The 14,557-nt window shown below is 76.3% G+C and carries 10 protein-coding genes; 8 read left to right on the top strand and 2 right to left on the bottom strand.

Going from position 1 to position 14,557, the window contains the following annotated elements:
- Nucleotides 1-232: 232 nt before the first annotated feature.
- Nucleotides 233-3,427 carry a M28 family peptidase gene (locus IE98_RS0112220; protein ID WP_030268118.1) on the bottom strand — a complete coding sequence of 1,065 codons (3,195 nt, stop codon included), beginning with the start codon at nt 3,425-3,427 and terminating at the stop codon, nt 233-235.
- A gap of 351 nt (nt 3,428-3,778) precedes the next feature.
- Here IE98_RS0112220 and IE98_RS0112215 point away from each other — a divergent pair, with 351 nt between their 5' ends.
- Together IE98_RS0112215 and IE98_RS0112210 are read left to right on the top strand one after the other, a co-directional pair.
- Nucleotides 3,779-5,230: a helix-turn-helix domain-containing protein gene (locus IE98_RS0112215; protein WP_052390440.1), complete on the top strand. Its 1,452-nt coding sequence runs from the start codon at nt 3,779-3,781 to the stop codon at nt 5,228-5,230.
- Between the two features lie 218 nt (nt 5,231-5,448).
- Entirely contained in the window at nt 5,449-5,682 is a 234-nt protein-coding gene (locus IE98_RS0112210; protein ID WP_030268114.1) for a hypothetical protein, read from the top strand.
- Nucleotides 5,683-5,704: 22 nt separating this feature from the next.
- Here the strand turns inward: IE98_RS0112210 and IE98_RS0112205 are convergent, their stop codons facing one another.
- On the bottom strand, nt 5,705-7,066 hold the full coding sequence (locus IE98_RS0112205) for a DUF3533 domain-containing protein (protein WP_052390439.1): 1,362 nt from the start codon (nt 7,064-7,066) through the stop codon (nt 5,705-5,707).
- A gap of 386 nt (nt 7,067-7,452) precedes the next feature.
- On the opposite strand from IE98_RS0112205, the gene IE98_RS0112200 reads away from it, so the two are divergent.
- The 6 genes from IE98_RS0112200 (at nt 7,453) to IE98_RS0112175 (ending at nt 14,524) form a co-directional block, all read left to right on the top strand.
- Nucleotides 7,453-7,755 carry a hypothetical protein gene (locus IE98_RS0112200; protein WP_030268111.1) on the top strand — a complete coding sequence of 101 codons (303 nt, stop codon included), beginning with the start codon at nt 7,453-7,455 and terminating at the stop codon, nt 7,753-7,755.
- Between the two features lie 221 nt (nt 7,756-7,976).
- Entirely contained in the window at nt 7,977-8,954 is a 978-nt protein-coding gene (locus tag IE98_RS0112195; RefSeq protein WP_030268109.1) for a UbiA family prenyltransferase, read from the top strand.
- Nucleotides 8,951-10,564, top strand: a complete 1,614-nt coding sequence (locus IE98_RS0112190; protein ID WP_234443517.1) for a class I adenylate-forming enzyme family protein — start codon at nt 8,951-8,953, stop codon at nt 10,562-10,564. The genes IE98_RS0112195 and IE98_RS0112190 overlap by 4 nt, the downstream gene beginning before the upstream one ends.
- A complete protein-coding gene (locus IE98_RS0112185) occupies nt 10,561-11,922 on the top strand; it encodes a protoporphyrinogen/coproporphyrinogen oxidase (protein ID WP_030268106.1) in 1,362 nt (453 codons plus the stop codon). The genes IE98_RS0112190 and IE98_RS0112185 overlap by 4 nt, the downstream gene beginning before the upstream one ends.
- Before the next feature lie 245 nt (nt 11,923-12,167).
- The gene (locus tag IE98_RS0112180) at nt 12,168-12,956 is read left to right on the top strand and encodes a class I SAM-dependent methyltransferase (RefSeq protein WP_030268104.1); all 789 of its coding nucleotides are present in this window, start codon (nt 12,168-12,170) and stop codon (nt 12,954-12,956) included.
- On the top strand, nt 12,953-14,524 hold the full coding sequence (locus IE98_RS0112175; RefSeq protein ID WP_030268102.1) for a CoA transferase: 1,572 nt from the start codon (nt 12,953-12,955) through the stop codon (nt 14,522-14,524). The genes IE98_RS0112180 and IE98_RS0112175 overlap by 4 nt, the downstream gene beginning before the upstream one ends.
- Nucleotides 14,525-14,557 lie beyond the last annotated feature (33 nt).

Here is a 14,557-nt window from a genome sequence, read left to right as displayed (position 1 = left end):
GGTCCAACGGCCGTCGCCCGCGGCGCGTTCCCGAGGGGTGACGGTGCCGGTGACGGGTGCGGGCGGCAGGGGCCCCGGCACCCCCGGGTCCCCTGCCGCCCTCCCCCCTGGCCGTCCGCCGGGCGGTGCCGCCCGGCTCCGGTGTCCCGCCGGAGTCCGGTTTCCGGGCGGCGCCCGGTGGGCGGCCGTGCCGCGGGGCGCCGGGCGGCGTCCCGCGGCACGGTCCCGGTTCTCAGATGCGCTGCCAGAGCGCCGGGACGATCGGCGGCTCCCAGCCGGTCTGGGCCTGGTGGCCCTGCAGGCAGACGTAGCCCAGTCCGGCGTAGGTGACGGTGTCGCCGGCCCGGTAGACCGTGCCGGCCGCCCAGGTGCCGGTGCCGGGCCCGCTGCCGACCACCAGGGAGTAGGTGGTGCTGTGGGTGGCCGGGCCGCTGCCGGTGACGGTGATCGAGTACGTGCCGGCCGCGGTGCCGGCGGCCGCCGAGACGGTCATCACCGCCGAGGCGCCGGACTGCACGGACGACGGGCTGAAGCTCACCGTGACGCCGCTCGGCAGGCCGGTGGCGGTCAGCGCGACCGTGCGGGCGCTGCCGGCGGTGACGGCGGTGGCGACGGTGGCGGTGGTGGTGCCGCCGGCCTCCACGTTGCCGCTTCCCGGGTCCACCGCGAGCGAGAAGTCGTCACCGGGGACCGTTCCGCCGACCGAGGTCTTCCACAGCGCGGAGGCGACGCCGTCGGCGCTGCGGTCGAGCGCGGTGGCGCTGATGTTGCCGGTGGTGTCGCAGGACTGGTGGTAGCAGGAGTCGTACGCCCGGTTCGCGGTGCCGCCCCACTTGGCGGCCTGGGCGGCCGTCTTGACCGCGCTGGCGCCGGCCGCGTAGCCGGAGGTCGGGATGCCGGCCTGCTGGAAGGAGTAGTCGTCGGAGCGGCCCTGGCCCTCGGTGTTCTCCTCGGGCTGCAGCCCCAGCGAGTCCCAGTACGCCTTCAGCGGGGCGGCGGCGACCGAGGTGAGGTTGTTGACGAAGTAGCCGGCGTTGGGCGAGCCGACCATGTCGAAGTTGTAGTACGCCCTGATCGCCGCACGCTGGGTCGGACTCAGCTGGGAGACGTAGTGGCTGGAGCCCTGCAGGCCCTGCTCCTCGCCCGTCCACCAGGCGAACCGTACGTGTCGGGTGAGGGTCGGGTTCTGCTGGGCGAGCACCAGGGCGTTCTCCAGCAGGACGGCGGAGCCGGAGCCGTTGTCGTTGATGCCGGGCCCGGCGGCGACGCTGTCCAGGTGGGCGCCGAACATGGTGACCTGGTCGGCGGGGCCGCCCGGCCAGTCGGCGATCAGGTTGGTGGAGGTGTAGGTGCAGCCGGTGCAGGTCTGCTCGGTGACGGTGTAGCCCGCCGCCTGCAGCTTGCCCTTGAGGTAGGCGACGGACTGGCTGTGTCCGGCGCTGCCGGCCCGGCGGTTGCCGCCGTTCTGGCTGGCGACGGTGTTCAGCTGGGCCAGGTGGGCCTGCACCTTGGCGACGTCGATGTCGGGTGCGCCGCCGCCGGGGTTGCCGCCGCCGCCCACGGTGAGCGTGTACTGCGCGGTGTGCACGGCGGTGCCGGTGCCGGTGACGGTCAGGGTGTACGTTCCGGCCGGCGCGGAGGCCGTGGCGGAGACGGTCATGGTGGCGGAGGAACCCGCCTGCACGGAGCCCGGGTTGAAGCCGACCGTGACGCCGCTCGGCGCGCCGGAGGCACTGAGGCCCACCGTCTGCGCGCTGCCCGAGGTCACCGCGGTGGCGACCGTGGCCGTGGTGGAGCCGCCGGGCTGGACACTGCCGGAGGCCGGGCCGACGGAGAGCGAGAAGTCGTTGGTGCCGGAGGGCGTGCAGGTCGGGTCGCCGCTCTGCGCGGGCACGCTGACGGCGTCCCAGGCGGCCTTGGTGCGGGTGAAGAAGGTACAGCCCGGGTCGAGGTTCTTGGCCGCGGTCAGGGTGGCCGTCCGGTACCGCTTGTAGGTCATGCCGCTGGTCTTGAGCAGCATGCCGCCGTAGAAGATCCGGCCGGCGTCGCGGATGCCGATGCCGGTGACGGACGAGCTGTTGCAGGTCGGGCTGGACGGCTTGCCGCCACCGGGGTTGGACCCCTCGGCGAGCAGGTAGAACCAGTGGTTCAGCGGGCCGGCCGCCGCGTGCTCCTCGGTGTTCGGGATCGACGCCGAGTAGCAGTTGGGGTTGCCGCCCACCTGCGAGGGGTTGTACATCACCCGGATGGGCCCGCTGCCGACCAGGTTGATCGTCTCGCCGACGGTGTAGTCCGGGGAGTCGTACGGAGCGGGTTCGTTGGCGTACGCCTCGGTGAGCGCGCCCATGATGTCGCCGGTGCCCTCGCCGAGGCCGGCCTCGTTGTTGGCGCCGCCGGGCGTGTACTGGTCGATGCCGTGGCCGAACTCGTGGCCGACCACGTCCATCGAGGCGATCCACTCGTTGGCCTGGTTGTGGCCGATCGAGATCGACGAGCCGTCCCAGTAGGCGTTGACGTCGTTCAGGCCGACCTTGACCGGCCAGCTGCCGCCGTTGCCGTTGTGGCCGTTGCGGCCCAGCCAGTCCCGCAGCATGTCCCACTCCTTCTGCGCCGCGAACATCACGTCGGCGCAGCCGGTCTCCTTGCTGGTCGGGCTGCCGGTGCCCCAGGAGTCGGTGGATTTGGTGAACACCTGGCCGGTGCTGTAGTCGGCGCAGCTCAGACCTGGCCGGTTCGGGTCGCGCAGTGCGTACGAGCCACCGGAGTTGGTGGTGCTGATGGTGACGGGGGCGGGGCCGTTCCAGCGGCTGTTGGCGGTGCCGGCGCGGACGTCGTCCCGGCTGTCGAGGACGGTGCCGGTGCGGGCGTCGACGAAGACGTGCAGCCGGCTGGGGGCGGTCGCCGTCCGGCCGGTGAGCACGGACTCCCAGGCCAGCCGGGCCCGGCCGTCGGTGACCTTGACGACCAGGCGGGCCGGTTCGGCGCCGTCGACGGCGGGGAGCCGGGTGCGGGCCGTCCGCTCGGCCTCGGTGGCGCTCACCGCGGGGGTGGTGGTGGGCACGCCGATCGCGCCGGGTGCGGCGTTCTGCTGGCCGCGGATCCGGCCCTGGCCGTCGGCGAGCACCACGGCGTCGCCGCCGACCACCGGCAGCCCGCGGTAACCGCGTTCGTACGCCACGGAGTAGAGGCCGCCGAGCCAGGGGGTGACGGCGTGCCGCTCGTAGCTCTCGCCGGGCCCCTTGGCGAGGGTGTCCAGGCCGGCCGCGGCCGCGCGGTCGGCGGCGGAGACGGCGGCGGCCAGGGCGTTCGGCGGGGCGGGGTCGGCCGCCGGGCCGGGACGTGCGGCGGCCGGGCCCACCGCGGTGGCGGTGAGCAGGCCGGCCAGGACGGCCAGGGTCGTCCCGGCCGTCAGCAATCTGCGGTTCATCGAGGCTCCTCGAAGGTGGGGGTCCTCGACCGCGGACACAGGTGCGTGCGGTGCCGCCGGCGGTGGCCGGCGGTCCGCGCCGCGGGCCGTTGTCGGGGGGACGGCCTGCGGTGGTCCGCGCTCGGGTGCCGGAACCCTCACACGCCGTCATGCCCCGGTCAACGGATCCGGCCGTGCCGCACGGGAGTTGGCAAACTCCGTCAAGCGGCCTCCCCTCCACGGCGGTTGGGCCGGAATTGGTTGAGACCACGTCATGGACGGAGGCCTGAACCTCCAGTACCGTCCTGGTGTCCGGAGGGGCCGGGGAGCTCGACGCGCCCCGCGAGGGATCCCGCAGGGGGAGGACAGCCCGTGGACGACGGCCGCACCTCCGGCGACGAGAACCCGTCCGGCCGGTACCCCTCGGCCCAGGACCCGACCGTCGAGTCCTGGCGGGAGTTCGGCGCCCGCCTGCGGCGGCTGCGGCGCGCCGCGGGACTCACCCAGGCCCAACTCGGCGCCGCCGTGGGCTACGACCACACCGCGGTCAGCCGGCTGGAGCGCGGCAGCCGCCGCACCGCGCCACGGCTCGCCGACCGGCTCGACGAACTCCTCGGCGCGGGCGGCGAACTGGGCGCGGCCTGCCGTCGCACCCACGAGCGCGAGCCGGCCGGCCCGCCGCTGCCGCGGGCGCTCGTCCGACCGCCGCTGCCGCACGGGCCGCCGCCGCACACATGGCCGTCGGACGGCACACCCCTCCTCCTCACCGGGCCGCCGCCGGAGCGCCTACCCGACTACGGCCTGCTCTGCCCGCTGCACGGCGCCGCCGGCTGCGTCCTGCCGCCCGCGGGCGACATGGCGGTGCTGCAGGCGGCGTTCTGTGCGGCGGGCCCCGGCTCACCGCCACCGGACACCGACACCGTGCACGCGCTCACCGGCCTGCTCGCCGCACACCTGCGGGCCGGTGAACAGGCCGTCCGGGCGGGCGCGGCGGAGACGGTGGAGCACGTGCTGCGGGCCGTCCTCGCCCGGCTGGCGGCCGGCCCGGCCGCCCGGGGCAGACCGCTGGCCCGGCTCGCCGCCGAGTACGCGCACGCCGCCGGGGTGCTGCGCATGCAGCAGGGCCGCCGGGCCACCGCCATGGCCTGCTTCGACCGGGCGCTCACCTGGTCCGAACTGGCCGGCGACCCGGCGACCCAGGTGGCCGCCCTGAGCGACATGAGCACCCTGGCCCGCCTCGACGGCGACGCCGACGCGGCGCTCGGGTACGCCCGCGCGATCGGCCGGGCCGCACCGGACCGCCACTGGGCCGGTGCGATGGGCCGGATCGGCCGGGCCAGGGCGCACGCGCTGACCGGGGACGTCCGCGGGACGGTCCGGCACATCGCCCGGGCCCGGCTGCACCTCGACCACGTCGGCGAACCCGACGAGGCGGACGCCGCCTGGCTCTCCATCGCGTCCATGCGGCTGCGGGTGGAGGCCGGGGCGGCGGCCGCCCTGCGGGACGTCGCCGCCGCCGTCGGGGATCCCCGGCCCGCCCGGCACGCCGCCGCTGCGGCCACCGCCGCCCTGGCCATGCTCGGGCCGGACCAACTCCCCTCCTCACGCCTCCTCTTCACCGTCCGGCTGGCCGACTGCCACCTCTGTGCCGGCGACCCGGACGCGGCCCTCGCCCTGCTCTCCCCCGCCCTGGCCGACACCCCCGCCCTCCCGGCCCTCGTCCGCCACGAACTCCGCGGCCTGCGCGACCGCCTGGACACCCTGCCGCCCCGCACCCGGGACCCCGACCTGCTCGCCGCCACCCGGCCCCTCACCGGCTCCTGAGCACAGCCCTGCCGGCTGCGCCGGGTCTCGCGGGAAGCGCGTTCGGGCGGTCCCGGCGTGGCGGGCGGGGTGCGTGGGCCGTCCGGCGTGCACGGTGGGGGCAGTGCGCACAGGACGGAGCTGCCGATGCCCGACGAAGCCTCCCGGACGACGACCGCCCCGGCGGCGGCCCGGGAACGCCGGCCCGGGCCGGGTTCCTGCGCGGGGCGCTGTACGCGGTGCCCGCGCCGGTATTCGGCCACGACGACCCCGGGCAGGCGGCGGCGCTCGCCCCGGGCGTCCTCCCGGCCGCCGCCGTGGGGCTGCTGCTGCTCCTGCAGTCCGGTCCGGCGCAGGCGGAGGGCCGCACGGCGGAGCGGGTCGGCGCGACCCTGCTCGGGGTGGCGATCGCCTACGTCTTCGGCCCGTGGCGGCCCGCCCGCCGCTCCCGGCCCCGGACCGAACGGGGCTGAGGCGCCGAGCGGCCCGTTCACCTCAGGCGGAGGACTCGGCCGCGAGCCGGTGCAGGCCCTTGCGGTCGTAGTAGCTGGTCATCGCCCAGCCGAGCAGCAGGGCGAGCACCGTGCCGACCCCGATCATGATCCAGGCGCGGGCCAGGCCGGCGTCCGCCCGGGCGTCGAAGTAGAGGATCGCCCGTACGCCGTCGCTCAGCTGCCGCATCGGTTCGAACCTGGCCAGGAAGCGGTAGAAGTCCGGCAGCGCCTGCAGCGGGATCGTCGCCCCGGAGGACGGCAGGGCCAGCACGATGAACACGAACATGCTGACCAGCTGCCCGATGCCGCCGAAGGTGGCGTTGATCGCCTGCACTCCGAGGCCGACGGCGGCGCTGGCGCAGAAGGAGAAGACGAAGAGCAGCGGCAGGTGCGAGGCGTCCATGCCGAGGATCGAGACGGTGGCCAGCATGATGACGGCCGAGGTGAGCAGCGAGATCCCGACGCTCATCACCGACTTGACCACCCAGGTGCGGCGGCGGGTGATCGGGACGGTGCGCCGGCGGGTGTGCCACGGGCCGAGTTCGTTGTCGGTGTAGCCGAGTCCGACGTCGACGCCGTTGCCGATGACGTTGCCGCCGAGGAAGCCGGCGAGCACCAGCAGCAGGGTGTAGTAGAAGGCGCTGAGGCCGAGGCCGCTGTGCGGGCCGATCGGGTGGCCGACCCGGGTCTCGACGGTGATCGGGTCGGCCAGCAGCAGCGCGGACGGGTTGGAGACCTGGGTGCCCTGCTGGGCGGCGCGCTGCGCGGCGGTGGCGGTGAGCTGTTTGCCGAGGTCGAGCGAGGCGCGGTGCGCAGCGTCGGTGGCGATCGACGCGGCGAAGGAGGAGGCGAGGCTGCCCGAGCCCGGGTTGGTGAGGACGACGGCGGTGGGGCGCGCGGGCGAGCCGGTCGGCGGCTGGCCGAGCCCGGCGACGGCCGCGGTGAAGTCCTCGGGGATCGTCAGCGCGCCGTACAGCTGGTTGGAGGCGAGCTTCTGCTGCGCCTCGGCGGGGCTGAGCACCTGCCAGTTGACCCGCTCGTCGGGGTCGGGTGCGGCGGCGACGGCGGCCGTGATGCTCGCACCGAGGTTCTGCTGCTTGCCGTCGACGGTGGCGCCCTTGTCGGCGCTGACCAGGCCGACCGGCACCCGGTGCAGGTCGATCCGGGGGTTGAGGATGCCGCCCATGTAGAGCAGGGAGAGCAGCAGCGCGACGACGCCGGTCAGCGCGGTCGGGAGGATCCAGATCCGGGGGTTGCGCAGCACCTGGAGCGCGGTCGCACCGGTGCCGGACGGGCGTGGCGGGGGCGGCGGGGAGGGTTCCGCGGGCGGCTCGGCCGCGCCGGGCGGGGTGGGCGGTGTCATGGGTGCCTCCTGCGCTCGTCCCGCCGTCGCCGTCCGGGCCGGCGCCTCCGGGACGGTCCCGCTCCGGCCGAGGCCGGGGCTGCGGCCGAGCCGCGGCCCGTGCCGGGTGCGCCGGGCCGCCGGGCGGGTCCGTCCGGAACGACCGTACGCGGCCGGGGGCGCATTGCCGCCGACCGCCGACCGGTGGTGCCGGCGTGTCACCCGACCGGACCGCGCCGCCGGGGGCCGCCCGGGTGCCCCGGCCGCGGCGCGGGACGGATATTCGATTCCCTCCGCCGGGCGGGTGATTGTCCGACGCCGCGAATGGAACTGAAACGTACGCGCACGATATCGATGGGGCGATCCCGCGGACAAATGCGGGACCGGATTCGACAGAAGGACGATTCATGCGAACCCTCCTGGCCTCCCTCGCCGCCGCCGGCACCGTTCTGGCGCTCACCGGCGCCGCCCCGGCACCACGGGCGGCGACCGGCACGGTGACGGTGTTCTCCACCGAGCTCCAGCCGCTGGACGTGTACACCGATCCGTCCGGCTGCAACCAACTGCCCGCCCTGGCACATGTGCTGGCGAACCAGACGGACGGGCCGGTGAAGGTCTACGGCAACCCCTTCTGCCTCGGGCCGAGCGTGACCGTCCGGCCCGGCTACGGCACCCACGTCCCGGGTGGCGCGGGGAGTTTCTCGGCCTGATTCCCGCCACGGGTGGTCCGCGGACGAACACACCGCGGACCACCCGTTCCTGCGCTCATCACAGGAATGCATCCGAACGGAATCCATATGCCATCATGAGTCCGCCGACTCACCGTCCGCCACGGCGGATTGGCGCGCCGTCAGCGCGGTCGGCCCGTATCTCCGGCCCCCGCGGCACTTGCGTCCCGGGTCCAGGCCGCCGTTGAGAGGACAGCGATCCCGTGGAGCACGCCGCCGCACCGGCCGTCCCCGAATCACCGCCGATCGCCTGGCGGGCCTACGCCCGGCTGGCCAAACTCGACATCTACGACTACTACTTGAGCGTCCCGCTGGTCGCCGCCATGGTGCTGCCGGGGGGCTCCGCCGCGACCGCCGCGACGACCCTCGCCGTCCTGCTGCTCTTCCTCGGCGGCGAGATCGCGATGAGTGCCGCGATGTGCACCTTCGACGACGTCACCGGCTACCGGGACGGCAGCGACGCGGTCAACTACGGCCCGGACGCGCCCGCCCGCCGGCTGGCCCGCAAGCCGCTGATCGCGGGCACCCTCACCGAGCCGCAGGCGATCCGCTTCGGCTGGCTCTCCACCGCCGCCTGCGCCCTCTGCTGGCTGGCCGCGCCGGCCCTGGCCCCGGCACGCCCGCCCTGGGCCGTGGCCGGGGTGCTCGCCCTGACGGTCTTCGGCTTCCAGTACTCGTGGTGGCTGCGGATCAGCTACAACGGCTTCCAGGAGTTCTTCCTCGCCGCGCTGGGCTGGCTGTTCGTCCTGCCGCTGTACGGGCTGCTGACCGGCCGCTTCGACGGGTTCGTCGCCGTGCAGGCGCTGGTGTTCGGCCTCGGCCCCGCGCTGTTCGGCGTCTACTCCAACACCAACGACATCCCGGGCGACCGCGCGGTCGGCCGCCGGACCGCCGCCGTGCTCCTGCCGCCGCGCGGCAACGCCCTCTTCGTGGCGGGCTGTTCGGCCCTGGAGGCGGTGCTGGTGGTCGGCTCGGCCGTGGCGGGCGTGGCGCCCTGGTGGTTCCCGGCGGTGATGGCGCCGGTGCTCGTGCTGCGGGTCCGCCAGTGGTACCAGGGCTTCGTCGCGGGCGAGATCCTGCTCGCCCGGCGGCTCGGCATCCGCCTCCACCGGCTGAGCTGCGCCCTGCTGGTCGCCGTGGACCTGGCCGCCGCCGGCCCGCTCACCGGGGGTCTGTCGTGACCGCCCTGGTGAGGCCCCTGCCGCTGGACCTCGGCCCGCTGTTCGAGGTGCTGGCCGAGCGACGGTCGCCGGTCCGGGTCGAACTCGGCCGCCCGCTCGACCTCGCCCCCGAGGGCGGCACCAGCTGGACGACGGAGCGGCTCGCCGACCTCGTCCGGGAGACCGCCGCCGGCCTGGCCGCCGCCGGCGCGCGGCCCGGCGACCGGGTCGCCGTGGTGAAGCGCAACCACTGGGACTACGTGCTGCTCGCCTGCGCCGCCGCCCGGATCGGCGCGGTGCCCGCACTGCTCTCCGACCGGGTGCCGCCGGACGGCCTGGCCGTCCTGCTGCAACGGCTGGAGCCCGCCGTCCTGGTGACCCAGCGGGACGTACTGGGCACCGTCGGGTCGGCCGGCCACGACCTCACCCGGCTGGCCCGCCGCACCGTCTGCCTGGACGGGCCGGCCGAGGGCGCCCTGATCCCGGACGACCTGCGCGGCCACCCCGTGCCCGCCGTCCACCGCCGCCCCGACGACGCGCCGCTGACCGTCCACCACACCTCGGGCACCACCGGCGTGCCCAAGCTGGTGGTGCACTCCACCCGTACCCTGATCCGCCGGCTGGCCGCCTTCGAAGCGCGCCGCTGGCCGGTGCTCTCCGCCCGCCGCCCGGACACCGTCGCCAGCGCCATCTCCTTCGCCCACGGCCGCGCGGTCACCTGGACGGCCAGCGCCTTCTGGCGGGCGCCCGGCACCTTCGCGATCCTGCCGGACTCCGACCCGTCGACCGCCGCCGCGCTGCTGCGCAGCCACCCGCCGACGATCCTGGAGGCGCTGCCGTCCACCTACGTCCGCTGGCAGCAGCTGGCGGCCGGGCCGCAGAACCCGTTCCGCGACGTGCGGTTGTACATCTCGACCTTCGACGCGGTGCACCCGCCGACCGTCCGTACCTTCCTGGCCGCCTCCGAACGGCGCCGCCCGCTGTGGATGCAGGGCTGGGGGCAGACCGAGACCGGGCCGCTCACCTTCCGCTTCCTCACCCGCGGGGCGCTGGCGGACAGCGAGCAGCGCCACCCGACCACCCGGGACCTCGGCCGGCCGCTGCCCGGCTGGGTGCGGCTCAAGGTGGTCGACCCCGCCACCATGGCGCCCGTGCGGCGCGGCGAACCCGGCCTGGTGCTGACCCGGACGGGCGCCCGCTGCCTCGGCTACCTGGGCGAGCCGGAGCGGTGGGAGGCGAAGGCGTCCGGGCCGTGGTTCAACACCGGCGACCTCGGCGTCCGCACCCGGGACGGGCGGCTGCTGCTGCTCGACCGCGAGGTGGACATGGTCCCCGGGCTGAGCTGCGTCGAGGTCGAGGACGTGCTGCACGACCGGCTGCCGGAGGTCGAGGAGGCGGTGCTGCTCGCCGTCGCCGGGGGCCGCCCGCTGCCGGTGCTGGTCACCGGCAGCGGCGGACTCGACGGCGAACGCTGGCGGCGGGCCGTCCACGACCTGCCGCCGCTCGCCGAGCCGGTGGTGCTCGGCTGGGACGCCGTGCCGCGCACCGGCACCGGGAAGGTCCGGCGGCACGAGCTGCGCGAGCGGCTCCTCGCCGGTGCGGCGGCCTTCGGCAGCGGGCGGTGGACATGAGCGCCGCCGAGGGCACGCCCGAGCTGGACGTCGCCGTGGTCGGCGCCGGGATCGCCGGGCTCGCCGCCGCCCACCACCTGGCCGCCGCCGGGCGCGCGGTGCGGGTCTTCGAGGGCACCGGGCGGGTCGGCGGACGGATGGCCTCCACCCGCGTGGACGGCTACCTGGTCGACGAGGGCGCCGAGACCATCGCCGGGGCCGGGTACGAGGCCACCTGGGAGCTGATCCGGGCGGTCGGCATCCCCGAGTCCGACGTCCCGGTCGTCGAGAGCGGCTTCGCCCTCTGGCGGCACGGCCGCGCCCATGCTCATCTCGGCCACCCCAGGGGGCTGGTGACCGGCGCCGGGCTGTCCTGGCGCGGCCGGCTCGCCTGGCTCCGGTTCACCGCCGAACTGGCCCTGCGCTGGCGCGGCTTCGACCCGGACCACCCGGAGACCGCACCCAGCGGCGAGCTGACGCTCGGTCAGTACTGTGCGGGCGGCCGCGAGGAACTGCTCGACGGGATGCTCCAGCCGCTGGCGAGCCACTGCTTCGGCTGGCGGCCCGACTCCTCGGCGATCGGGCCGATGGTGGCCACCCTGCTCTCGGTCGGCGGCGCCGGTGCGCGCTGGATGACCTACCGGGACGGCATGGACACCCTGGCCCGCTCGCTCGCCGACCGGCTGGACGTGGCCCTCGGGGCCCGGGTGACCGCCGTCCGGCCGGAGGGCGGCGGGGTGCTGCTGGAGTTCGCCGACGGCTCGCGGTGCACCGCCCGGCAGGCGGTACTGGCCGTGCCGGCCCCCGTCGCACTCGCCCTGCACCCCGGACTCCCGCCCGAGGAGCGCGGGTTCGTGGCAGCGAGCAGCTACGCGCCGATGCTCAAGGTGGCCTGCCTGCTGGACCGGCCGCTGCCCGGCCCGACCCGCAGCCCCAGCTATGCGATCTCCGTCCCGGCCGGCGAGAGCCTGGTCTGCACCGGGATCGTCCTCGACCACCTCAAGGCCCGCGGCCGGGCGCCCGAGGGCCGCGGCCTGGCGAACGTCTTCGTCTCGCCGTGGACGAGCCCGGAGCTGCTGGAGGAGCCGGACGAGCGGGTGGTGGAGATCGCCTGCGCGGAGGCCGAGCGCTTCCTCCCGGGCCTGCGGGCGGCCACCGTCCGCACCCTGGTGCACCGGTACCGCCACGGCCTGCCGCAGGCGCCGCCCGCCGCCGTCCGGGAGCGGGCCGCCTTCCTGGCCAGGCCCACGCGTGCGATCGAGTACGCCGGGGACTGGGTGATGCTCCGGCCGAGCAGCGAGGGCGCCGTCCGCTCCGGCCGGCTCGCCGCCCGGCGGGTGCTCGCCCACGCGGCCGACCGACCCGTCCCCGTGTCCTAGGGCGGGTGCTCAGCGGCACACGGATGCCGCACAGGGGGGCACGTGGGGGCACCGCCCGGCCGTCACCGGAGGCCCCCGCGCGCGCCCGTACGCGTAACCCGCGCGCCTCTGGACAAACGCCCGGGCATCGCCCGAACGCCGCAGTACCGCACGCCCGCACGCCCGCACAGCCCGCGATGCCCGCACAGCCCGCACGCCCCGGCCGACCAGTGTCCGCCGGTCACCGACGGACCGGAGAGAGACCGATGACCCTCGCCCCCGCCTACCTCTTCGACAACACCGGCAGCCACGCCGCCGAACAGCACCGCTGCCTGGCGGCCTGGCTCGACCCGATCAGCATCGAGCGGCTGGTCGCCGTCGGCGTCCGCCCCGGCATGGACTGTCTGGACGTCGGTGCCGGCGCCGGCAGCATCGCCCTCTGGCTGGCCGACCGGGTCGGCCCCGCCGGGCGGGTGCTCGCCACCGACCTGGCGCCGCTGCCCGTGCCGGCCCGTCCCAACCTGGAGGTCCATCGCCACGACATCGTCCACGACGCGCTGCCCGACGGCGCGTTCGACCTGATCCACGCCCGGCTGGTCCTCTCCCACCTGCCCGAGCGGGAGGCCGTGCTCCGCCGGCTGCTCGCCGCACTGCGGCCCGGCGGAGTGCTGCACCTGCTGGAGTTCGACGCCGAGTACGCGCCCGTGCTGCTCGCACCGAACGCCCGCGCCAAGGAGCTGTTCGAACGGTTCCAGCGCGCCAAGCTGCAGGCGTTCCGCGAGCGCGGCTCGCACCAGGGCTGGGGCCGCGAGTGCGCCGCCGCCCTGCGGCGGGCCGGCTTCGCCGGTGTGGAGGCCGTCCCGTACGTCACCGCGCTGACCCCGGGCTCGCCCGGTCTGCAGCTGCAGATCCACAACACCCGCCACCTGCGCGAGCCGCTGCTGCGCGCCGGGCTGACCGAGGACGAACTCGCCGAGCTGCGGGAGATCCTGGTGCACCCGGACTTCCGGGCCTGCTCCAACCTGGTGCACACCGTCCACGGCCGCCGCCCGTGAGCACGGCCGCCGGCACACTCGCCGCCGCACCGCCCCGGGTCGCCCTCGGCCTGGCCGCCGCGCACCTGCGGGCGCTCGGCCACCGCCCCGGGCGGCACCCCGACGGCACCCTCGGTCTGGCGGCCGGCCCGCACCGGATCGGCTGCCGGATCTCCTGGGCCGGGCCCGTCGCGCTGCCGCTGCACGGCGAGGCGGACGTCCAGGCCGCCTGCGGCCTGATGCACGTGCACGGCCGCCGGTACGGCCGGCCCCTGCCGCTGGGCGTGGACTTCGCCTCCGCGGCCGCCGGGGTGCTCGCCGCCACGGGCGCCCTGGCCGCACTGCGGGCCGCCCGACTGGGCGCGCCGCACTCCATGGTGGAGGTGTCGGTCGCACAGGCGGCGCTGCTCGCGGTCGGCCAGTACCTGGCGGCGGCAACCGCCGACGAGGGCCCCGAGGACGAGGAGCGGGCCGGGCCGGGCGGGCCGCCGTTCACCTCGCTGGACGGGGTGCGGTTCGAGCTGGAGGCGTTGGAGCCCGACGGCTGGCAGCGGTTCTGGGCCGCCCTGGGCGCGGACCGCCGGGCGGTCGCCCGGGCCTGGCGGCCGTTCCAGCTGCGCTACGCCACCGCCGTCTGCCCGCTGCCGGCGGACCTGGGCGCGGCCGCCGCCACCCTGCCGTACCGGCGGCTCGCCGCGCTGGCCACCGAGTGCGGGGTCACCGTCACCGCGGTCGCCGCAGGGCCCGCACCCGGTACCGGTTCGGCGGTGCCGTGGCGGATCACCCCGGGCGGGGCGACCGCCGGAGCCGGGCGGCCGCCGGAGCCGGGCCGCGGCCCGCTGGACGGCGTGACGGTGGTGGAGGTGGCCCGCCGGGTGCAGGGTCCGCTCGCCGGGCACGTCCTGCGGCTGCTGGGCGCCCGGGTGGTGCGGGTGGAGCCGCCGGGCGGCGACCCGCTGCGCGGCGTGCCGCCGATGGCGGGCCCGGTCTCGGCCAGGTTCGCGGCGCTCAACCGGCGGAAGGAGGTGCTGGAGGCCGACCTGCGCAGCCCGGCGGGCCGGGCCGCCGTCCGCGGCGCGGTGGCCGCGGCGGACGTGCTGCTGCACAGCCTCGCCCCCGCCAAGGTGCCCGCCCTCGGCCTGGACGCGGAGTCGCTGGCCGCCGTCCGCCCCGGGCTCGTCCATGTGCAGGCCTCCGGCAGCGGAACGGAACGCGGCCCGGGCCTGCCGCTCGGCACCGACTACCCCGTCCAGGCGTACTCCGGCCTCGCCGCCCTGGTCACCCCGCCGGGGGAGCCGGTGCGGCCGTCCCTGCTGACGCTGTGCGACGTGCTGGGCGGGCTGCTCTGCGCCGAGGGTGCGGCGGCCGCGCTGGAGGCCCGCGAACGGACCGGCCGGGCGCAGCGGGTGGAGTCCTCGCTGCTGTCCGCGGCCGGGCTGCTGTGCCGCACCGGCCGCAGCGACGGCCCGGCGCCGTCGGTGCCGGTCTGCACCGATCTCGCCGTACTGGCCGCCGATCCGCGCCTGGCTCCCGCCCTGGACGGGGCCGGGTGCACGCTCGTCCGCCCGCCGTGGGCCTTCCGCCCGTGACCGCCGCCCGTCCCCGCTCTCTCCGAGGAGTGC

It is taken from the genome of Streptomyces sp. NRRL B-24484 (assembly GCF_000717715.1).
GTDB lineage: Bacteria > Actinomycetota > Actinomycetes > Streptomycetales > Streptomycetaceae > Kitasatospora.
Note: the sequence above shows the minus strand (reverse complement) of the source record. Positions and strands in the feature narration are given on the sequence as shown.

Excerpts from the sequence above, each read along its gene's own strand:
- IE98_RS0112205 (WP_052390439.1), bottom strand. The coding sequence starts at position 7,066 with ATGACACCGCCCACCCCGCCCGGCGCGGCCGAGCCGCCCGCGGAACCC.
- IE98_RS0112200 (WP_030268111.1), top strand. The coding sequence starts at position 7,453 with ATGCGAACCCTCCTGGCCTCCCTCGCCGCCGCCGGCACCGTTCTGGCG.
- IE98_RS0112185 (WP_030268106.1), top strand. The coding sequence starts at position 10,561 with ATGAGCGCCGCCGAGGGCACGCCCGAGCTGGACGTCGCCGTGGTCGGC.
- IE98_RS0112180 (WP_030268104.1), top strand. The coding sequence starts at position 12,168 with ATGACCCTCGCCCCCGCCTACCTCTTCGACAACACCGGCAGCCACGCC.
- IE98_RS0112220 (WP_030268118.1), bottom strand. The coding sequence starts at position 3,427 with ATGAACCGCAGATTGCTGACGGCCGGGACGACCCTGGCCGTCCTGGCC.